The sequence below is a fragment of the Peteryoungia algae genome, from assembly GCF_030369675.1.
Classification (GTDB): domain Bacteria; phylum Pseudomonadota; class Alphaproteobacteria; order Rhizobiales; family Rhizobiaceae; genus Allorhizobium; species Allorhizobium algae.
The window spans coordinates 3,081,442-3,100,364 of the sequence record NZ_CP128477.1; the positions used below are offsets into that span (position 1 = coordinate 3,081,442).

Below are 18,923 nucleotides of genomic sequence, written 5' to 3' on the forward strand. Positions count from 1 at the left end.
CCGTAACAAGGAAAGTCGAGAGTAAGATGCCGATCAGGATTCCCGATACGCTGCCCGCCTTTGAGACCCTCGTGCATGAGGGCGTGCGGGTCATGACCGAAACCATGGCTATCCGCCAGGACATTCGCCCACTGCAGATCGGCCTGCTCAACCTCATGCCGAACAAGATCAAGACCGAAGTCCAGTTCGCCCGGCTGATCGGCGCCTCGCCGCTGCAGGTGGAGCTGACACTCGTCCGTGTCGGCGGCCACAAGGCCAAGAACACGCCGGAAGACCATCTTCTGTCCTTCTACCAGACCTGGGACGAGGTGAAGCACCGCAAGTTCGACGGCTTCATCATCACCGGCGCCCCGATCGAGACCCTGCCCTTCGAGGAGGTTACCTATTGGCCGGAACTCGAGCAGATCCTTGATTGGACCGAGACCAACGTGCATTCGACCATGAATGTTTGCTGGGGCGGCATGGCTGCCATCTACCACTTCCACAAGGTTCCGAAACATCCGCTGAAGGAAAAGGCGTTTGGCGTCTATCGCCATCGAAACCTCGCGCCCTCATCGGTCTATCTCAACGGGTTTTCGGACGATTTTCAGGTGCCGGTCTCGCGCTGGACGGAAGTTCGCCGCGCCGACATCGAGAAGATATCGGACCTGGAAATCCTGCTGGAATCCGACGAGATGGGCGTCTGCCTGGTGCAGGAGAAGCGCGCCAACCGCCTCTATATGTTCAATCACGTGGAATATGACTCGACCTCGCTGGGCGACGAATATTTCCGCGACAAGTCTGCCGGAATTCCGATCAAGCTGCCCCACAATTACTTCCCCCACAACGATGACGCACTCCCCCCGCTCAACCGCTGGCGCGGCCATGCGCATCTGCTGTTTGGCAACTGGATCAATGAGATCTACCAGATGACGCCCTATGACCTGAATGAGATCGGCAGCGGTGTAACACGCTGATACCGCAGGCCGTTTTTGGCGGGACAGGCTGGTCGCTCTGTGACAGGATGCGGCCGCCGATAAACCGAGCCTATTCTGATCGATGTTTCTGCCGTTTTTCCTGCGATTGAAAGAAGAGAAGGTTCCTGTGACGCTGCGGGAATACCTCGCTCTGCTGCAAGGCCTTCAGGCGGGCCTTGTCGATTTCGATCCGGATGGCTTCTACTATCTCGCCCGCACCACGCTGGTGAAGGACGAGCGTTTCATCGATCGTTTCGATCGGGTCTTTTCAGAGATTTTCGGCGGCATTTTCAGTGGAGATGCCAACAAGCGCATCGATGCGGGCGTGATCCCGGAAGACTGGCTGCGCCGCCTCGGCGAGAAGCACCTCTCGGACGAAGACAAGAAGCTGATCGAGGCACTGGGCGGCTTCGAGAAGCTGATGGAGACCCTCAGGCAACGTCTCGCGGAGCAGAAGGAGCGCCACCAGGGCGGCAATAAGTGGGTCGGCACGGCCGGCACGTCGCCCTTCGGCGCTTATGGCTACAATCCGGAAGGCGTGCGCATCGGCCAGAACGAAAGCCGGCACCGGAAAGCGGTGAAGGTCTGGGACCAGCGCGAGTTCCGCAATCTCGATGACCGCGTCGAATTGGGCACGCGCAACATCAAGGTGGCGCTGCGACGATTGCGTCGCTTCGTGCGCGAGGGAGCCGCAGAGGAGCTGGATCTCTCCGGCACGATCCGCTCGACCGCCGAACACGGCTATCTCGACGTGAAGACCCGGCCCGAACGGCGCAATGCCGTGAAGCTGCTGATGTTCTTCGACATCGGCGGCTCGATGGACGACCATGTCCGCGAGATCGAGGAGCTGTTCTCGGCCGCACGCTCCGAATTCCGGCACATGGAATATTTCTACTTCCACAACTGCCCATATGAGAAGGTCTGGAAGGACAACCAACGCCGCCATTCAGATGCCATGTCGACCCTCGACGTCATCCGCACGTTCGGGCCGGACTACCGGCTGATCTTTGTCGGCGATGCGGCGATGAGCCCCTATGAGGTCACACATCCGGGCGGCTCGGTCGAGCACTGGAACGCCGAGAGTGGCGCGACCTGGCTGACGCGGCTCACAGATCACTTCCCGCGGCATCTCTGGATCAATCCCCTGCCGGAGACACGTTGGGACTATACGATGTCGGTGGGCCTGATTCGAAATCTGATTGGGAACCGAATGCATGCCCTGACGCTCGGTGGCCTGGAAGCCGCCGCACGCGAACTGGCGCGGTGACCGCGAAACAATAGACAACAATGAGACAAAGCGAGGAAACGACGCGATGACGAGGACTGTGTTCGGCGTGATGCCAACGGGAGACGCAGTGGAGAAAGTGGTCCTGAAGGGAGGCGGCCTGACCGCCTCGATCCTCACCTTCGGTGCTGTGTTGCAGGATCTGCGTCTCGAAGGTCACGACGCTCCTCTGGTGCTCGGCTTCGAAGATCTTGCCGGCTATCTCGATCATTCACCCTATTTCGGCGCGACACCCGGACGCTGTGCGAACCGGATAGGCGATGGCCGATTCACTCTTGATGGCGTCGATCATCAGCTTGAGCTCAACGAGCGCGGTGTCAGTCACCTTCATGGCGGCTCGGACGGCATGGGGCGCCGGAACTGGGTGATCCTCGAACTCGGCCCCGACTTCGTCCAGATGGAGATCACCGATCCGGACGGACGCGCCGGCTACCCGGGCACCACGCGCACCTGCGCCACCTTTGCACTCAAAGCCGGCGGTGTTTTCTCGGCCGTCTATGAAACGGTGACCGACAAGCCGACGATCGCCAATGTCTGTCACCATGCCTACTTCAATCTCGATGGCCGCCCCGACATTCTGGGTCATGACCTGATGATCGCCGCCGATCACTACACCCCTGTCGACGGCAGAATGATCCCGACAGGCGAAATCCGCCCGGTCGAAAACACGGCCTTCGACTTCCGCGAGATGCGGCCGATCCGCCTCGAAGTCGATGGCGCGCAACTCGGCTACGACCACAACTTCTGCTTTTCCAGCAGCCGCGTGTCCAAGCGCAGCGTTGCGCTGGCGCGCAGCGTCAATTCCGGCGTGACCATGGAGATCCTGACGACCGAACCGGGCGTTCAGTTCTATGCCGGCGGCAAGGTCGCTCCAGCCGTTCCTGGCCTCGAAGGCCGCCGCTACGGCGCCTTCGCCGGCTTCTGCATGGAAACGCAGGTCTGGCCGGACGCGATCAACCATCCGAACTTCCCGAACGCAGTTCTGCGCCCCGGTGAAGTGCTGCGCCAGGAAACGGACTACAACTTCTCGAAGGCGTGAGCCGAGGACCGCCGGCTGCGGGGAAACCTGCGGCCGGCAAAACATGCACGAAGCCAGCAGCGCCAGGACCGCGGCGCATGATCCCAAAATGTCTCTTGAGGAGAAAGAATGGAGCGGGTGAAGCGATTCGAACGCTCGACCCCAACCTTGGCAAGGTTGTGCTCTACCCCTGAGCTACACCCGCTCATAACCTCGATCCTGGGGTAGTGTCTGGATCGTGGGCCGTCCGTCTTGCGGCGACGGGCGCTATATGGCCCAACCGATTTTCAAATGCAACAGGGAAATGACGGATCGGCGCGAAAAAAATTCAACCGCGGCGCAAGAGACTGAGAAAGCTCACCTTTTCCGGGGTTTTCGGCTGCAGGAAAGATTGCAGCATGTCGGTCTTGGGCCTATCGCTCAAAGGAAATTCCGGTACAGGATCGGACCAATCGACAGACAATCGAAGCGAGGCCCCATGATGACGCCGAAAACACCAGATGATCTCTTCCGTTTCCTGGATGATTTGGGAATAGCGCACAAGACGAAGAGCCATCCGCCCGTCTTCACGGTGGCGGAATCGGTTTCGCTGCGTGACGAGATCCCAGGCGGCCACACGAAGAACCTCTTCGTGAAGGACAAGAAGGACAACTTCTTCCTGCTGACGGTCGAAGAAAATGCCGCGGTCGATCTGAAAACCGTACACACGATCATCGACGCCGCGAGCAAGGTATCGTTCGGCAAGCCGGAAAAGCTGATGGAATATCTGGGCGTTGCGCCCGGCTCGGTGACCGCCTTCGGCGCGATCAACGACACTGGCCGGAACGTCACCTTTGTTCTGGACGAGGCCCTGATGCAACACGACATCATCAATTGTCACCCGCTCTCCAACGATGCGACGACGTCGATTGGCCGTGAAGACCTGATCCGCTTCATGGCAGCGACCGGCCACACGCCGCTTGTCTTGAAAGTCACGGCCTGACATACGATCTTATCGGCAAGGACGGCGGCCGCGCGAAGGCTGCGAAACAGGCGGGAGATGCACGATGAGCGAATACGGCAACCCTTACGGCGGCTATGGCAACCAGACCATGACAGCCAAGGCCCAGTTCAATGGCGCTCCTGAAGGTTCCGCGCCGGCCGCAGATCTGATCAAGGATACAACGACGGCGAATTTCGCCCGCGACGTGATGGACGAATCCCGCAACCAGCCGGTTCTGGTCGATTTCTGGGCCCCTTGGTGCGGTCCCTGCAAGCAGTTGACCCCGATCATCGAGAAGGCCGTCAACGAGGCTGGCGGGCGCGTCAAGCTGGTCAAGATGAACATTGACGACCATCCGTCCGTTGCCGGACAGCTCGGCATCCAGTCGATTCCGGCTGTGGTCGCATTCGTCGACGGACGTCCGGCGGACGGTTTCATGGGAGCGCTGCCCGAGAGCCAGGTCAAGGCCTTCATCGACAAGGTGGCGGGCCCCGCCGGTGCCGACCAGGCCGCCGAGATCGCGGCAGTCCTGGAAGAAGCCTCCGGCCTGCTCTCGACCGGCGACATTGATGGCGCAGCGCAGCTTTTCGCCGCCATTCTGCAGGCGGACCCGGACAATACCCGGGCGATTGCCGGCCTCGCCGACTGCATGATCGGCGCCAACCAGCATCAGCGGGCGCGCGAACTGCTGACCCAGATGCCCGAGGAACTCGCCAAGGCACCGGAAGTCCAGGCGCTGTTGAAGCGGCTCGACCAGATTGATGAGGCCCGCAAGCTGGGTGACCCTGTGGCACTTGAACACACGCTGTCTCTCGATCCCGACGATCACGAGTCGCGCACGAAACTGGCCAAGATCCGCAATGTCGAAGGACGTCGCGAGGAGGCAGCCGAGCATTTGCTTCTGATCATGAAGCGTGATCGGACTTTCGACGACGATGGCGCGCGCAAGCAGCTGCTGCAATTCTTCGAAGTTTGGGGTCCCACGGACCCGGCAACAGTCATGGCGCGGCGCAAGCTGTCTTCGATCCTTTTTTCGTGAGCCGCCTCCGGCCTTGAGTTTTGGTCGGCGCGACCCAGATAGAAGAAGGAATGAACACCGGATCTTCCGGACAGGATGTGCTTCGATGCAAGTGGGAAATGCCCGATATCTGACGGCCGAGGACCTCCCAGAGACGGTCCCGGTCTTTCCAATCTCCGGCGTGCTGTTGCTCCCCGGCGGACAACTCCCACTGAACATCTTCGAGCCGCGCTATCTGGCAATGTTCGATGCGGCGATGGCTGGCAACCGCCTCATAGGGATGATTCAACCTGCCATGTCAGAAGTGCATGCCAATATCCTGCCTGAACGTCCGCATCTGGCGCCGGTCGGCTGCCTGGGGCGTGTGACATCCTTCACAGAGACAGGCGACGGCCGCTACATCATTTCTCTCGCCGGCGTCTGCCGTTTCAGGCTCATGGACGAGGTGACGACCAGCAAACCGTTCCGGAGTTTCCATATCGCGCCCTTCGTTGCCGATCTCTCCACCGCAGACGACGAAGTGCAAGTGGATCGAGCTGGCCTGCTGGCCGCCTTCAAGGCCTATCTCGAAGCCAACAAGCTGGAAGCGGATTGGGAGAGTGTCGAGCGCGCATCGAACCTCACCTTGGTGAATTCGCTCTCGATGATGTCCCCCTTCGGGCCACCGGAGAAGCAGGCGCTGCTCGAGGCGCCCGACTTGAAGACACGTGCCGAAACCCTGATCGCCATTACCGAAATCGTGCTCGCCCGAACATTCGGCGATGGCGACACCATGTTGCAGTGACCGGATGGCCGACAATCCAACCAGCCTCGTCGACCCCAAGATGCTCGAACTTCTGGTGTGCCCGCTGACGCAGGGCACCCTCAAATGGGATCGGGACAAGAACGAACTCGTCTCGGAAAAAGCGAGACTGGCTTATCCGATCCGCGACGGCATCCCGATCATGCTGGTGTCGGAAGCACGCAAGCTCGAAATGCCGGCCTGAGACAGTCCGGCAAGTTGTCTTATTGAAATCGGCACCAGTTGCTCAGATGCTTTGTCCGCCCAGCAGGCGTGGTCGGTCTCGACCGGACGCTCCCGCCGCTTCGCGGATGAAATAGCTCTTCAACGCCGGAATACGATCGACGACGCCCAGCCCGAAGTCACGCATGACGCGGATCGGCGTCATATCGTTGGAGAACAGTCGGCTGAGCACGTCTGTCGTCACCCCCATGCGGAACGTGTCGAATCGGCGCCAGATCTGATAGCGCTCGAGCACGTTGACGGAGCCGATATCGAGTCCCAGCCGGTCTGCCTCGACAACCGTTTCGGCGAGTGCGGCGACGTCCTTGAAACCGAGGTTGAGCCCCTGCCCGGATATGGGATGAATGCCATGGGCCGCATCACCGGCGAGCGCCAGCCGGGGCGCGATGAACGCACGGGCAAGCGTCAGGCCAAGGGGAAACGCACGGCGATCCTGAGTGGCGCGGATGGCCCCGAGCTTGTGCCCGAAGCGGCGTTCGAGTTCCGCTTCGAAGACAAGGTCGTCGGAAGCAACGAGCCTGTCGGCAACCTCGGTGGGCTCCGTCCAGACGAGCGACGAGCGGTTGCCCTTGAGCGGCAGGATGGCGAAGGGGCCAGCCGGGAGAAAGTGCTCCTCGGCAACGCCCTGATGCGGGCGCTCATGTTCGACGGTCGTGACGATGCCGGACTGGCCATATTGCCATGTCACCGTCTTGATGCCGGCGAGATCGCGCAGCTTGGAGCGCACCCCGTCACAGGCAACAACGAGCCGCGATGACATGACGCTGCCATCGGAAAGCGTCAGCTCGGCGCTCGGGCCCGTATCGCGGAAACCGGTGGCGCGCAGCCCGTGACGGATGGTGATCCCATGCTCCGCGCAAGCGTCCCTCAAGGCCGCAACCATGCTGACATTCGGGATCATGTGGGCAAAGGGACGGCCATCCTCTATAGCACCGTCGAAGGTCAGGAAGACCGGACGCACAGGATCAGACGTCTTGGAATCCGTGACGATCATCCGGTTGATCGGCTGGGCATCCGGCTCGATCCGATCCCAGAGGCCGAAAACATCCAGCATCTTGGTGGCGGAAGCGATGATCGCGGACGCCCGCAGATCCTTTTTCCAGGCCTCCTCGGGTGCAGCCTCCACGACTTCGATCGCAAGGTGGGGCGCGGCCTGCTTCATGGCAACGGCTGCGGAGAGACCGACATAGCCACCGCCGACGACGAGCACATCCAGCATGGCGATTTCCTTTGTTCTTGTAGACCTGACGACACCTATATAGATCAGCCTTGAACGGGTGCCTATAAGCGGAGCAATGCATTATGTCGCAGCCAGTTGGACAGACCAAACCCATGCAGGACCTGATCGAGCGTCTCGATCTTGAAAAGCTGGAGGAAAACCTGTTTCGCGGAAGCAGCCCGCAAAACGGCTGGCAACGGGTCTTTGGCGGCCTGGTGATTGCGCAGGCGCTGATCGCGGCGCAACGCTGCGTCGACCCGGACCGCATCGTCCATTCGCTGCACGCCTACTTCATGCGCCCTGGCGATCCGTCAATTCCGATCGTCTATCAGGTCGAGCGCATTCGGGACGGGTCCTCCTTCACCACTCGCCGGGTGGTCGCGATCCAGCATGGAAAGGCAATTTTTTCGATGTCGGCGTCCTTCCAGGTCGAAGAACCCGGCTTTGACCATCAGGTGACGATCCCCGATGTTCCCGCACCAGAGACCCTGATGGGTGAAGCCGAATTCCGCGCCGCCTTCCTCGCCCAGGCTCCCGATACGGTAAAGAAATACTGGGGTCGGGAACGCCCGATCGAGATCCGCCCGACGTCCCTCACGCATTATATGTCACGGGAGAAGCTCGAGCCCGAAGCCCATATATGGGTGCGCGCTTCGGGATTGGTGCCGAATGACCGGCACCTCCAGACCGCGATCCTCGCCTATCTCTCGGATATGACCTTGCTCGACACCTCGCTTTATGCGCACGGCACCTCGATCTTCGATCCGGAGCTGCAGGTTGCGAGCCTCGACCATGCCATGTGGTTTCACAGACCCTGCAGGCTGGACGACTGGCTGCTTTACACCCAGGACAGCCCTAGCGCCGCCGGTGCGCGCGGGATGACCCGTGGGAGCATATTCACCCGAGACGGGAGGCTTGTTGCGTCGGTCGCTCAGGAGGGCCTGATCCGCAAACGGGCAAATGACTAAAAAGCTATCATTTTTACTTTTCTGCTCATTTTTTATGCGCACATTGCGCATTCATTTGCCCGTTAATTAGCTCCACTTCTCAGACCCTTTACATTTCAATAACTTATAGAGAATTTTGAATCTGGCACGCCTTTTGAATGTTACTCGTCAGTCGCTGCGCGAAAGTTCCTGCCGGCGGCAAGGAGAGTCGGCTCCGAGCCGAGGACAAGCAAAGGATGGGAAACCAGATGAAGATTGTGATGGCTATCATCAAGCCGTTCAAGCTGGACGAGGTACGCGAAGCCTTGACGGCTGTGGGGATCCAGGGCCTGACCGTGACCGAGGTCAAGGGCTATGGTCGCCAGAAGGGGCACACTGAAATCTATCGCGGCACCGAATACGCCGTCAGCTTTCTGCCGAAACTGAAGATCGAGATCGCCGTCTCGTCCGAACTCGCCGACAAGGCCGTCGAAGCGATCGCTTCTGCTGCCAAGACCGGCCAGATCGGCGATGGCAAGATCTTTGTCTACTCGATCGACCAGGCTGTGCGGATCCGCACTGGCGAAACCAATACCGAAGCTCTGTAAGAACGGCTGTTAGGGGAGTTGTTACTGATGTCATTTGCCAAGTTGAATTCCAATCTCGTGCGCCTTGGCGCCGCGTCGGCAGCCCTGCTGGCGCCGGTTGTCGCCTACGCACAGGAAACCGCGCCGGCGGCTGCGGAAGCAGTTGCCGCCGCACCGGTTCCGGACAAGGGCGATACCGCCTTCATGTTCCTCTGCACGATCCTCGTGCTCTTCATGCTCATTCCGGGTCTGGCCCTGTTCTATGGCGGCCTGGTTCGCGCCAAGAACATGCTTTCCGTTCTCATGCAGTGCACGGTCATCGGCTCGACCATCATGCTCGCATGGGTCATCTACGGCTATTCCTTCGCCTTCGGCGGCTCGGAAAGCGCTTTCTTCGGCGGCTTCGCGAAGCTGTTCCTTTCCGGCGTCACGCCGGACAGCACTGCGGCAACCTTCTCTGACGCGGTCATTCCGGAATACATCTTCATCATGTTCCAGATGACGTTTGCCGCCATCACCCCGGCACTCATCGTCGGCGCCTTTGCAGAACGCATCAAGTTTTCCGCATCGGTTCTCTTCTGCCTGCTCTGGGTCACCTTGGTCTACTTCCCCATCGCCCACATGGTCTGGGATGCCAACGGCCTGCTCTTCGGCTGGGGCGCACTCGACTTCGCCGGTGGCACCGTCGTCCACATCAATGCCGGCGTCGCGGGTCTGATCGGCGCCATCATGCTCGGCAAGCGCACGGGCTATGGCAAGGATATGATGGCTCCGCACTCCATGACCCTCACCCTGGTCGGCGCGGCCATGCTCTGGGTCGGCTGGTTCGGCTTCAATGCCGGTTCCAACCTGGAAGCCAGCGGCGGCGCGATGCTCGCGACCGTGAACACCTTCGTCGCAACCGCAGCAGCCGTCGTCTCCTGGTGCCTGGTTGAAACCTTCACCCGCGGCAAGGCTTCCATGCTCGGCGCAGCATCGGGCATGATCTCCGGACTCGTGGCGATCACTCCGGCTGCCGGCATTGCTGGCCCGATGGGCGCAATCGTCATGGGCCTGATGGTATCGCCGCTGTGCTACTTCTTCGTCGCCGTCGTGAAGAACAAGTTCGGATACGACGATACCGCTGACGTCTTCGGTGTCCACGGCATCGGCGGCCTCTTCGGCGCCGTCGCCACCGGCGTCTTCGCATCGGCGTCGCTCGGCGGCATCGGCTACGCTGACGGCGTGACCATGGGTGGCCAGGTCATGACCCAGATCTACGCAGTTGTTGTCACCCTCCTGTGGTGCGGTATCGGCTCCTTCATCCTCTACAAGATCGTCGACATGGTGGTTGGCCTGCGCGTCACGGTCGAAGCCGAACGCGAAGGTCTCGACCTCGCCTCGCACGGCGAAGCCGCCTACCACAGCTGAGGTCATTCGGGATCTCCAACGAAAAAATGCGGCAGCGCCCGGGTCTCATCGCCCGGGCGTTTTTTGTCGAACGACTTGGGGGAGACCACCCCCGCCATGGTTAATGCGCCATTAACCCTCCATCCTGTAGGGTGCCAGGTGGCGATCCCGGTCCACACCGGGAGTCCGAAAGCATCCCAGCAACAGGACGGACAGATATTCCATGAGCAGAGGCCATTCCGCAGCACTTCCGGAGCATTCCACCCGCTCCGCGTTGTCAGCGTTCCTGTTCCGACAGCTTTTCGTTCTGAGCGGCTTTGCAATCTTTCTGTTGCTGATCCTTGCCGTCGCGGCATTGGCGACCTGGAACGTTTCTGACCCCAGTCTCTCCTATGCGACGGACAATCCGCCGACCAATATTCTCGGGCTGCCGGGCGCGGTCTTTGCCGACCTGATGATGCAGTTCTTCGGTCTTGGCAGTCTTCTTGCCTTGCTCCCGGTCCTTGCCTGGTCCTTCGCGCTGATTGGCGGACGCCGGTTGAGCCGCATTCCCGCGCGTCTCGGTGCCTGGGTCGTAGGCGCCCTGGTTGCGGCAGCCGCAGTCGGCTGCTTTCCACCGCCCACCACCTGGCCCCTCCCGAGCGGCACGGGCGGTGTACTTGGTGACCTGATCCTGCGCTTTCCGGCACTCTTCATCGGCGCATATCCGACGTCGACCTTCGCCATGGTACTCGGCTGCATTCTGGCAGTGCCGGCCGCGTGGATCATGCTGTTTGCAGCTGGCATCCTCGGCAAACCGGCCGAAACCCTGGACGACGAGGAGCCGGTCGCTCCGATCGCACGCAGCAAGCCGAAAACGCCCGCCATCGCCGAAGATGACGAGGAGGACGAACGAGAGGGCCCAATCGCCTTGATGATGGGGGCCGTCGCCCACAACTGGTATACGACGCGGGCCCGTGTGCGCCGGCTGTTCGGACTGAAGGCGAGCGAACGTCGGGACCGCAATTTCGAACAGCCCTATGATTTCAACGATGATGAATTCGGCACCCTGAACGAGCCGGCTCGGGCAAAGGCACCGCCACTCAGTGCCCGCGTTGAACCATCCCTGGATGGGGCAGGCATCCGCTCGCCGGGCCGATCGATTGTCTCGCCCCCGCCGATGTCGGCGGGAAGCTTCGACGACGAGGATGACGATTACGATCTCGACGATATTCCGCGCCCGGCTGGCATTCTGCCGGACGATGGCATGCGTTCGGCAGCGGTACGCGCGACCGGATCGCCGCGCGTTGTAGCCCCGGCCGCCCGGCCAAAGCCCGGGGCCCGGGTCGATCGCGATGCCCAGGGGTCGCTGCTGCGTCCTGAAGGCTTCCAGCTACCCTCGGTCCATCTTCTCGCCGAGCCGCGAGCCGTGGCACGCGACGCGACGCTGTCTGCCGATGCTCTTGAACACAATGCCCGCCTGCTTGAAGGCGTCCTCGACGACTTCGGGGTGAAGGGCGAAATCATCCATGTCCGCCCGGGTCCCGTCGTCACGCTCTATGAATTGGAACCGGCACCGGGCATCAAATCCTCCCGCGTCATCGGCCTCGCAGATGACATAGCCAGGTCGATGAGCGCGATCGCGGCGCGCGTCGCTGTCGTTCCCGGCCGAAATGCGATCGGCATCGAACTGCCGAACCAGACCCGCGAGACAGTCTATCTGCGCGAGCTCATCGGCTCCCGCGATTTCGACGGCAACAAGGCGAAGCTCGCCATGGCGCTCGGCAAGACGATTGGCGGCGAACCGGTCATTGCCGACCTCGCCAAGATGCCACACCTGCTTGTCGCGGGCACCACCGGCTCGGGTAAGTCGGTGGCGATCAACACAATGATCCTGTCACTTCTCTACAAGATGACACCGGAGCAGTGCCGGCTGATCATGATCGATCCGAAGATGCTCGAACTCTCCGTTTACGATGGTATCCCGCATCTGCTTTCTCCGGTCGTAACAGATCCGAAGAAGGCCGTGGTGGCGCTCAAATGGACCGTCCGGGAGATGGAAGAGCGCTACAAGAAGATGTCGAAGATTGGCGTACGCAACATCGACGGCTTCAACGCGCGTGTCGCACAGGCGCTCGAAAAGGGTGAGGTTCTGACCCGCACCGTCCAGACTGGATTCGACCGCCAGACCGGCGAGGCGATCTATGAAACGGAAGAATTCGACTTGCAGCCCCTGCCCTATATCGTCGTGATCATTGACGAAATGGCTGACCTGATGATGGTCGCCGGCAAGGATATCGAAGGCGCGGTACAGCGTCTGGCCCAGATGGCGCGTGCGGCCGGCATCCATGTCATCATGGCAACCCAGCGCCCGTCGGTCGACGTCATCACCGGCACGATCAAGGCCAACTTCCCGACCCGCATCTCCTTCCAGGTGACGTCGAAGATCGACAGCCGCACGATCCTGGGCGAACAGGGTGCAGAACAACTTCTCGGCATGGGCGACATGCTCTACATGGCTGGCGGCGGTCGCATACAGCGCGTCCATGGACCCTTCGTATCCGATCATGAGGTCGAGGAGATCGTTGCCTATCTGAAGACGCAGGGATCGCCGCAATATCTGGAAGCCATCACCGTCGATGACGATGAAGACGGGGAAGATGGCGGTGGACCCGCCGGCACCGGCAATCTGGGCGAGTCCGATGATCCCTATGACCAGGCTGTTTCCATCGTCCTGCGTGACGGCAAGGCTTCGACTTCCTACGTCCAGCGTCGTCTCGGCATCGGCTATAACAGGGCCGCTTCGCTGATCGAACGCATGGAAAAGGAAGGCATCATCGGCCCTGCAAACCACGCCGGAAAACGTGAAATCCTGGTGCCGACCGAAGAGTAGGCGATTGTCCCGGTTCCACGAGGGAACAACAGCGCCTCGAGACGAGTTGCCGCAGCGGCACTGGCCTTCACGGTCATGAAGCCGCCGCCTTTTTCGGCGAGACCGTGAGCATATGAAGGAGTACCGCATGACTGACAAAACCGAACGCGATGCCCGGATGCCGGTGATGGCAAGCCGCCGCCAGTTCGTCCTTGGGACCGCGGCCCTGATGGCTTGCGCGGCCATGCCTTTTCCAAGCTTCGCCGCCACCAGCGCAGCCCAGCAGATCGCCGACCACTTCTCCAGCGTCAGGACAATGATGGGCGAATTCGTCCAGTTTGGCCCACGCGGCGAACAGACCGGAGGCAAGTTCTTCATCGAGCGTCCCGGCAAGCTGCGCTTCAACTATGAGAAGCCGTCTCCGATGCGCGTGATCTCGGATGGCAAGAACGTTGTCATCGGAAACACGAAGCTCAAGACCTGGGATCTCTACCCGCTCAACAAGACGCCGCTCAGCCTCTTGCTCTCCGAGCGCATCGATCTCGGCAATCAGATGGTTCGCGATGTGAAGCAGGAAGCCGACCTCACCACGATCGTGCTCGGCGACCGCACCATTTTCGGTGATTCGACCATCACGCTGATGTTTGACCCGAAGAGCTTCGAGCTTCGCCAGTGGACGATCACCGATGTCCAGAAGAAGGACACCTCGGTGATGATCTTCAACGTCCAGAATGGCGTCCAGTTCGATCCGAGTGTCTTCGAGATCCCTTACGCCGAAGTGCATGGCCAGAAGCGTGGCGGCTGAAAAAGTCCGTTCGAATTGTGGAGAAGGCGGCGGACCGGAGAGGTCTTGCCGCCTTTTTCTGTTCATGCGTCGCGAAATCGCCTAAACACGCGGGAGTATTCGCAAGGCAGCCGCAATGACCCTCTCGATCACCACCTGGAACATCAATTCGGTACGCCTGCGCCTGCCGATCGTTCAGGATTTTCTCCGGCAGGAGAACCCGGACATCCTGTGTCTGCAGGAGATCAAGTGTCAGAATGACCAATTCCCGGCCGCCGAGATCGCGGCCCTCGGCTATTCCAACATCGTCATTCACGGCCAGAAGGGTTACCACGGGGTGGCGATCTGCTCGAAAGTGCCGCTGACGGAAGACCACCGCCGGGACTATTGCGGCGTCGGAGACAGCCGCCACATCTCGGCGATCTTCGAATGGGCCGGACGACGGATCCGCCTGCATAATTTCTACGTTCCCGCCGGCGGTGACGAGCCAAACCGCGACGTGAACCCGAAATTCGGACACAAGCTGGATTTCATCGAGGAAATGAAGACCCTTTCGGCAGAGGCAGAACCAGATACCGGCTCGATCCTCGTCGGCGATCTCAACATCGCGCCGCTGGAGCATGACGTCTGGTCGCACAAGCAGATGCTCAAGATCATCAGCCATACGCCAGTCGAGACCGAAGGGTTGCTGGACGTCATGCAGCAGGGCAGGTGGGTGGATCTCATGCGCCAGCACGTGCCTGAGACGGAAAAGCTCTACACATGGTGGAGCTACCGCGCGAAGGACTGGGCGGCTGCCGACCGGGGCCGGCGCCTCGATCACATCTGGTCCTCGAACGATCTGGCTCCGCTCTTGCAGGACATTGCCGTGCTGAAGGAAGCCAGAGGCTGGACACAACCTTCCGACCATGTGCCGGTGACTGCCCGCTTCGAAGCCCCATAGCCTGCAATGGAAAAAGTCTGCCTAGCTGAAGCGGGGAGCCAGCGCGCCTGCGCCCTCGATCAGGGAAGCCAGTGACTGCTTGATGCGGCCTTCGACCTGACGCGCCATTTGCGGGTATTCCTCGAGCAACCGATGAAACAACGCGCGCGTGATGCGGATGACATCGACATCTGCCGCTGCGACGGCCGTATATTTTCGCTCGACCATTGTCACGAGCGCGAGCTCCGACAGCATGACGCCGGGTCCGACGCGCGTCTCCAGATGCGGCTTGCCATCCCGCCCGATCACATAGAGCTCGATCTCGCCGCGCGCGATCACATAGGCACATTCGGCTGGCGCCTTTTCGCGGAAGAGCGCTTGCCCAGCAGCAACCTGCCGATGCTCCGCACCGAATGCAATGAGCCTGAGCTGGTCATTGTCGAGGCCTGAGAACAACGGCAAGGCAGCCAGTAGCTCGATATCATCGCTCAGTGCCATTGCGTGTTTCCCCTGCTGCGCATGGGCTGTTGATGAGCCCACAGACTGAAAGCCATAACGCAAAACGGGGTGAGTGACGACCCGCTGGTCATCCTCATCCCCGGTCTCGTAAGGGGGCTGGAACGGTCAGGGAACGATCTTGTATCCGCCGTTTTCCGTCACCAGAATTTCTGCATTCGACGGATCGCGTTCGATCTTCTGGCGCAGGCGATAGACATGCGTTTCCAGCGTATGGGTGGTGACACCGGAATTGTAGCCCCATACTTCTTCGAGCAGGACGTCACGCGTTACGACCTTCTGACCGGCACGGTAGAGATAGCGGATGATCGCCGATTCCTTTTCGGTGAGCCGAATCTTCTTGCCGTCCTCGGTGGTCAGCAGCTTCTGACTCGGCTTGAAGAGATAGGGACCGACGCCGAACGTTGCGTCTTCGCTCTGCTCGAACTGACGCAACTGCGCACGAATACGGGCGAGCAGGACGGCAAAGCGGAACGGCTTCGTCACATAGTCGTTTGCGCCGGCTTCGAGACCAAGAATCGTATCGGAATCCGTGTCATGCCCGGTCAGCATGATGACTGGAGACTTGAACCCACCTTTGCGCAGGAGCTTGACGGCCTCACGACCATCCATGTCCGGCAGGCCAACGTCCATGATCATGAGATCGACCTGAGCCGACTTTGCAGTCTGCATGGCACGGGTAGCGTTGCTTTCCTGAAGGATCGAAAACTCCTCGTAGAGCGAGAGCTGCTCGACCAGGATCTGCCTCAGATCATCGTCATCATCCACCAGCAGAATGGTCCGCGTCGTCATCCGTCATCCTTCCAGAATGGTCAATCGGTGGGGCCTTGCTGCCCTCTTGCACCGCATGTAAGCCTTACTCGCAGCTCTTTAAGGGCCAAGAATACAACAATATTCACGAACAAGGCAAAAAGTCGTGACCAAGAGGCCAAAAGCGCGCCCAAAGTCCTCCAGTACTCTCGCTCGACTGATCGTTCGGCCAGCCCCGCGCGACCAGAGGCGAGCTATCCTGCAAGCGGGACCACTGACACTTGCCGCCGCCTTGGGACGTGGTGGACGCACGAGCCGCAAAAGGGAGGGCGACGGAGCAACGCCGATTTCCGTGATGCCGATACTCTCTGCCTATCGACGGGGTGACAGCGGTCTATGGCCTGCCACGCGGCTTCCCATGCGCCGGACCCAGCCGAACATGCTCTGGTGCGACGCCGTCAGCGACGCGAACTACAATCGCCCCGTTCGGTCTCCCTTCACGCCAAGCCATGAAAAGCTTCAGCGCGAAGACGAGCTCTATGACATCTGCATCGTCCTCGACTGGAACCTGCGCCAGCGGAAGCGTGGATGTGGTTCGGCAATCTTCTTTCACATCGCAAGACCGGGTTATAGCCCGACAGAAGGCTGCGTGGCGATCAGCCCCCGCGACATGCGCCGTCTCTTGCCACATCTCGGACGGAAGACCGTGCTTCAGGTTCTCTGACGACGCTTTCAGGGATTTTGAAAATGGTTCCTCTTTCATCATTCTGCAGCCGGCCTACATACCAAAAAGCGATCAGCGCTCCATGCGCTCCTTCGTCCCCATTCTTGATTTCGCGCACCGCGCCCCGACCTTTCCCGATCCGGAGTATATCGAAAAATGACTGATCAAACTCACATCGCTTTGAACGACGGCGCCCGCATTCCCCAGGTGGGCCTCGGCGTTTGGCAGACACCGAACGACGAGGCGGCACCGGCCGTCAAGGCTGCCCTCGACGCAGGTTACCGCCATATTGACACAGCCGCCGTATACGAGAACGAGGAAGGTGTCGGCGAAGGAATCCGCCAATCCGGCACGGCGCGCTCGGACATTTTCCTGACGACGAAGCTCTGGAACACCGAGCAGGGCTATGACCAGACCCTGAGGGCCTTTGATGCGAGCCTGAAGCGGCTGGGAACCGACTACGTCGATCTCTACCTGATCCATTGGCCGTCGGCGCATCGCGAGCTCTTCGTCGACACCTGGAAGGCCTTCGTCAAGCTGCAGGAGGAAGGTCGCGCGAAGTCCATTGGCGTGTCGAACTTCTGTCCCGAGCATATCGAAAGGATCGTTGCCGAAACGGGCGTTGTCCCGGTCATCAACCAGATCGAGCTGCACCCGGACTTCCAGCAACGCGAAACGCGGGCCTTTCACGAGAAACACAAGATCGTGACGCAGTCGTGGAGCCCCTTGGGACAAGGCAAGCTGCTTGGGCATCCCGTGATTGCAGAAATGGCGAGCAGGCTCGGCCGGACGCCGGCCCAGGTGATCATCCGCTGGCACATCGACAATGGCCTCGTGGTCATCCCGAAATCAGTCACGCCGTCGCGCATCGTCGAAAATTTCAACGTTTTCGATTTCAAGATTTCGGCAGAAGACATGAAAATTCTGAACGCACTGGACGATGCAGGTGCACGCATTGGTCCGGACCCGATGACTGCCAGCTTCTGATTCACGTGTGACATGACTGCATGGACCGCATCCGACCTCGGATGCGGTCCAAACAAACGCCTAACCAGCCTCTGCTGCTATGAAAATTGCGGATGCGCCTTGACGCGTGGCCGGCGGTCCTTGCCAGCACGGAACAAGATGTGACAGTCTGCCCTGCCACAATTCGGGAGATTTCCATGCTGTTCCGCCGCGCTGTCCTTGCCGGTCTGTCCGCCCTCGCCCTACTGCCTATTTCCACCCACGCCAGCGATCTGCCGGATCTCGCCGGCAAGGCTGTTGTGGTCGTGACTGAGAATGCCTATCCGCCACTGCAGTTCGTCGATCCGAAGACGGGCCAGCAGATCGGTTGGGAATATGACGCGATGAACGAGATCGCCAAGCGTTTGAATTTCAAGGTCGAATACCAAAACACCTCCTGGGACGCGATGATCCAGGCCGTCTCTGACGACCAGTACCAGATCGGCATGACCGGGATCACCATCAAGGACGACCGCAAGGAGAAGGTAGACTTCTCAGATCCCTATATGCGCTCGGAGCAATTCATGCTGGTGCGCGGCGACGAGAGCCGTTTCACCGATGGCAAGAGCTTCGGCGAGTTCCAGGAAGGGCTGGTCGGCGCCCAGCCGGGTACGACGCCGTTTTATACGGCCGTCTACGAGATCCTCGACGGCAACGAACAGAACCCACGCATCAAGTTGTTCGAAACCTTCGGCGCCACGGTGCAAGCCCTCAAGACCGGCGACGTTGACGTCGTGCTGACGGACGGCACCGCCGGGAAGGGCTATGTCGACGCCTCGGATGGCGGCCTGAAGCTGATCGGCGGCCCGCTGGGCTCGGAAGACTTCGGCTTCATCTTCCCGAAGGGCTCCGACCTGGTGGCGCCGGTCAATGCCGCGATCGGGGCGATGAAGGCCGACGGCACGCTGGACGCACTCAACAAGAAGTGGTTCCTCGACTACAAAATGGGCGAATGACCCAGATCCGT

The 18,923-nt window shown here is 60.4% G+C and carries 19 protein-coding genes and 1 tRNA gene; 16 read left to right on the top strand and 4 right to left on the bottom strand.

Features of this window, described 5'->3' with window-relative positions:
- Positions 1 to 26: 26 nt before the first annotated feature.
- The 3 genes from metA (at position 27) to QTL56_RS14635 (ending at position 3,280) form a co-directional block, all read left to right on the top strand.
- Positions 27 to 956 carry a homoserine O-acetyltransferase MetA gene (gene metA / locus QTL56_RS14625; RefSeq protein WP_245137291.1) on the top strand — a complete coding sequence of 310 codons (930 nt, stop codon included), beginning with the start codon at positions 27 to 29 and terminating at the stop codon, positions 954 to 956.
- A gap of 82 nt (positions 957 to 1,038) precedes the next feature.
- Positions 1,039 to 2,223: a vWA domain-containing protein gene (locus tag QTL56_RS14630; RefSeq protein ID WP_245137290.1), complete on the top strand. Its 1,185-nt coding sequence runs from the start codon at positions 1,039 to 1,041 to the stop codon at positions 2,221 to 2,223.
- 46 nt (positions 2,224 to 2,269) lie between these two features.
- Positions 2,270 to 3,280 (top strand): aldose epimerase family protein, encoded by a 1,011-nt coding sequence (locus QTL56_RS14635; protein WP_245137289.1) that lies wholly within the window; start codon positions 2,270 to 2,272, stop codon positions 3,278 to 3,280.
- Between the two features lie 109 nt (positions 3,281 to 3,389).
- On the opposite strand, the gene QTL56_RS14640 is transcribed toward QTL56_RS14635, so the two are convergent.
- Positions 3,390 to 3,464: transfer RNA gene (locus tag QTL56_RS14640), tRNA-Gly, on the bottom strand.
- 273 nt (positions 3,465 to 3,737) lie between these two features.
- On the opposite strand from QTL56_RS14640, the gene QTL56_RS14645 reads away from it, so the two are divergent.
- From QTL56_RS14645 to QTL56_RS14660, 4 genes are all read left to right on the top strand, one after another.
- Positions 3,738 to 4,241: a prolyl-tRNA synthetase associated domain-containing protein gene (locus tag QTL56_RS14645; RefSeq protein WP_370660295.1), complete on the top strand. Its 504-nt coding sequence runs from the start codon at positions 3,738 to 3,740 to the stop codon at positions 4,239 to 4,241.
- 64 nt (positions 4,242 to 4,305) lie between these two features.
- Positions 4,306 to 5,280, top strand: coding sequence for a thioredoxin (gene trxA, locus QTL56_RS14650; RefSeq protein WP_245137288.1), 975 nt, complete (start codon positions 4,306 to 4,308; stop codon positions 5,278 to 5,280).
- Between the two features lie 85 nt (positions 5,281 to 5,365).
- Entirely contained in the window at positions 5,366 to 6,043 is a 678-nt protein-coding gene (locus QTL56_RS14655; protein WP_245137287.1) for an LON peptidase substrate-binding domain-containing protein, read from the top strand.
- Positions 6,044 to 6,047: 4 nt separating this feature from the next.
- Positions 6,048 to 6,245: a Trm112 family protein gene (locus tag QTL56_RS14660; protein ID WP_229575251.1), complete on the top strand. Its 198-nt coding sequence runs from the start codon at positions 6,048 to 6,050 to the stop codon at positions 6,243 to 6,245.
- A gap of 42 nt (positions 6,246 to 6,287) precedes the next feature.
- Here the strand turns inward: QTL56_RS14660 and QTL56_RS14665 are convergent, their stop codons facing one another.
- Positions 6,288 to 7,502, bottom strand: coding sequence for a ubiquinone biosynthesis hydroxylase (locus QTL56_RS14665; RefSeq protein WP_245137286.1), 1,215 nt, complete (start codon positions 7,500 to 7,502; stop codon positions 6,288 to 6,290).
- 83 nt (positions 7,503 to 7,585) lie between these two features.
- On the opposite strand from QTL56_RS14665, the gene tesB reads away from it, so the two are divergent.
- The 6 genes from tesB (at position 7,586) to QTL56_RS14695 (ending at position 14,982) form a co-directional block, all read left to right on the top strand.
- Positions 7,586 to 8,470 (top strand): acyl-CoA thioesterase II, encoded by an 885-nt coding sequence (gene tesB / locus QTL56_RS14670; RefSeq protein ID WP_229575253.1) that lies wholly within the window; start codon positions 7,586 to 7,588, stop codon positions 8,468 to 8,470.
- Positions 8,471 to 8,685: 215 nt separating this feature from the next.
- Positions 8,686 to 9,036, top strand: a complete 351-nt coding sequence (locus tag QTL56_RS14675; protein ID WP_162760140.1) for a P-II family nitrogen regulator — start codon at positions 8,686 to 8,688, stop codon at positions 9,034 to 9,036.
- A 27-nt stretch (positions 9,037 to 9,063) separates the two neighbouring features.
- Positions 9,064 to 10,425: an ammonium transporter gene (locus QTL56_RS14680; RefSeq protein ID WP_245137285.1), complete on the top strand. Its 1,362-nt coding sequence runs from the start codon at positions 9,064 to 9,066 to the stop codon at positions 10,423 to 10,425.
- A 202-nt stretch (positions 10,426 to 10,627) separates the two neighbouring features.
- Positions 10,628 to 13,276 (top strand): FtsK/SpoIIIE family DNA translocase, encoded by a 2,649-nt coding sequence (locus tag QTL56_RS14685; RefSeq protein WP_245137284.1) that lies wholly within the window; start codon positions 10,628 to 10,630, stop codon positions 13,274 to 13,276.
- A 127-nt stretch (positions 13,277 to 13,403) separates the two neighbouring features.
- Positions 13,404 to 14,060 carry an outer membrane lipoprotein carrier protein LolA gene (locus QTL56_RS14690; protein WP_245137283.1) on the top strand — a complete coding sequence of 219 codons (657 nt, stop codon included), beginning with the start codon at positions 13,404 to 13,406 and terminating at the stop codon, positions 14,058 to 14,060.
- A gap of 115 nt (positions 14,061 to 14,175) precedes the next feature.
- Entirely contained in the window at positions 14,176 to 14,982 is an 807-nt protein-coding gene (locus tag QTL56_RS14695; RefSeq protein WP_245137282.1) for an exodeoxyribonuclease III, read from the top strand.
- 21 nt (positions 14,983 to 15,003) lie between these two features.
- Here QTL56_RS14695 and QTL56_RS14700 read toward each other — a convergent pair whose 3' ends face one another.
- Together QTL56_RS14700 and QTL56_RS14705 are read right to left on the bottom strand one after the other, a co-directional pair.
- A complete protein-coding gene (locus QTL56_RS14700) occupies positions 15,004 to 15,459 on the bottom strand; it encodes a cyclic nucleotide-binding domain-containing protein (protein WP_245137281.1) in 456 nt (151 codons plus the stop codon).
- Between the two features lie 126 nt (positions 15,460 to 15,585).
- On the bottom strand, positions 15,586 to 16,269 hold the full coding sequence (locus QTL56_RS14705) for a response regulator transcription factor (protein WP_136559925.1): 684 nt from the start codon (positions 16,267 to 16,269) through the stop codon (positions 15,586 to 15,588).
- A 124-nt stretch (positions 16,270 to 16,393) separates the two neighbouring features.
- On the opposite strand from QTL56_RS14705, the gene QTL56_RS14710 reads away from it, so the two are divergent.
- From QTL56_RS14710 to QTL56_RS14720, 3 genes are all read left to right on the top strand, one after another.
- On the top strand, positions 16,394 to 16,951 hold the full coding sequence (locus QTL56_RS14710; protein WP_245137280.1) for a L,D-transpeptidase family protein: 558 nt from the start codon (positions 16,394 to 16,396) through the stop codon (positions 16,949 to 16,951).
- A gap of 156 nt (positions 16,952 to 17,107) precedes the next feature.
- Positions 17,108 to 17,938, top strand: a complete 831-nt coding sequence (locus tag QTL56_RS14715; RefSeq protein ID WP_245137279.1) for an aldo/keto reductase — start codon at positions 17,108 to 17,110, stop codon at positions 17,936 to 17,938.
- Positions 17,939 to 18,114: 176 nt separating this feature from the next.
- The gene (locus QTL56_RS14720) at positions 18,115 to 18,912 is read left to right on the top strand and encodes a transporter substrate-binding domain-containing protein (RefSeq protein WP_245137278.1); all 798 of its coding nucleotides are present in this window, start codon (positions 18,115 to 18,117) and stop codon (positions 18,910 to 18,912) included.
- Positions 18,913 to 18,923: the final 11 nt, after the last annotated feature.

Excerpts from the sequence above, each read along its gene's own strand:
- QTL56_RS14720 (WP_245137278.1), top strand. The coding sequence starts at position 18,115 with ATGCTGTTCCGCCGCGCTGTCCTTGCCGGTCTGTCCGCCCTCGCCCTA.
- QTL56_RS14675 (WP_162760140.1), top strand. The coding sequence starts at position 8,686 with ATGGGAAACCAGATGAAGATTGTGATGGCTATCATCAAGCCGTTCAAG.
- QTL56_RS14705 (WP_136559925.1), bottom strand. The coding sequence starts at position 16,269 with ATGACGACGCGGACCATTCTGCTGGTGGATGATGACGATGATCTGAGG.
- QTL56_RS14695 (WP_245137282.1), top strand. The coding sequence starts at position 14,176 with ATGACCCTCTCGATCACCACCTGGAACATCAATTCGGTACGCCTGCGC.
- trxA (WP_245137288.1), top strand. The coding sequence starts at position 4,306 with ATGAGCGAATACGGCAACCCTTACGGCGGCTATGGCAACCAGACCATG.
- QTL56_RS14655 (WP_245137287.1), top strand. The coding sequence starts at position 5,366 with ATGCAAGTGGGAAATGCCCGATATCTGACGGCCGAGGACCTCCCAGAG.
- QTL56_RS14700 (WP_245137281.1), bottom strand. The coding sequence starts at position 15,459 with ATGGCACTGAGCGATGATATCGAGCTACTGGCTGCCTTGCCGTTGTTC.
- tesB (WP_229575253.1), top strand. The coding sequence starts at position 7,586 with ATGTCGCAGCCAGTTGGACAGACCAAACCCATGCAGGACCTGATCGAG.
- QTL56_RS14665 (WP_245137286.1), bottom strand. The coding sequence starts at position 7,502 with ATGCTGGATGTGCTCGTCGTCGGCGGTGGCTATGTCGGTCTCTCCGCA.
- metA (WP_245137291.1), top strand. The coding sequence starts at position 27 with ATGCCGATCAGGATTCCCGATACGCTGCCCGCCTTTGAGACCCTCGTG.
- QTL56_RS14630 (WP_245137290.1), top strand. The coding sequence starts at position 1,039 with ATGTTTCTGCCGTTTTTCCTGCGATTGAAAGAAGAGAAGGTTCCTGTG.
- QTL56_RS14660 (WP_229575251.1), top strand. The coding sequence starts at position 6,048 with ATGGCCGACAATCCAACCAGCCTCGTCGACCCCAAGATGCTCGAACTT.
- QTL56_RS14635 (WP_245137289.1), top strand. The coding sequence starts at position 2,270 with ATGACGAGGACTGTGTTCGGCGTGATGCCAACGGGAGACGCAGTGGAG.
- QTL56_RS14680 (WP_245137285.1), top strand. The coding sequence starts at position 9,064 with ATGTCATTTGCCAAGTTGAATTCCAATCTCGTGCGCCTTGGCGCCGCG.
- QTL56_RS14715 (WP_245137279.1), top strand. The coding sequence starts at position 17,108 with ATGACTGATCAAACTCACATCGCTTTGAACGACGGCGCCCGCATTCCC.
- QTL56_RS14645 (WP_370660295.1), top strand. The coding sequence starts at position 3,738 with ATGATGACGCCGAAAACACCAGATGATCTCTTCCGTTTCCTGGATGAT.
- QTL56_RS14685 (WP_245137284.1), top strand. The coding sequence starts at position 10,628 with ATGAGCAGAGGCCATTCCGCAGCACTTCCGGAGCATTCCACCCGCTCC.
- QTL56_RS14690 (WP_245137283.1), top strand. The coding sequence starts at position 13,404 with ATGACTGACAAAACCGAACGCGATGCCCGGATGCCGGTGATGGCAAGC.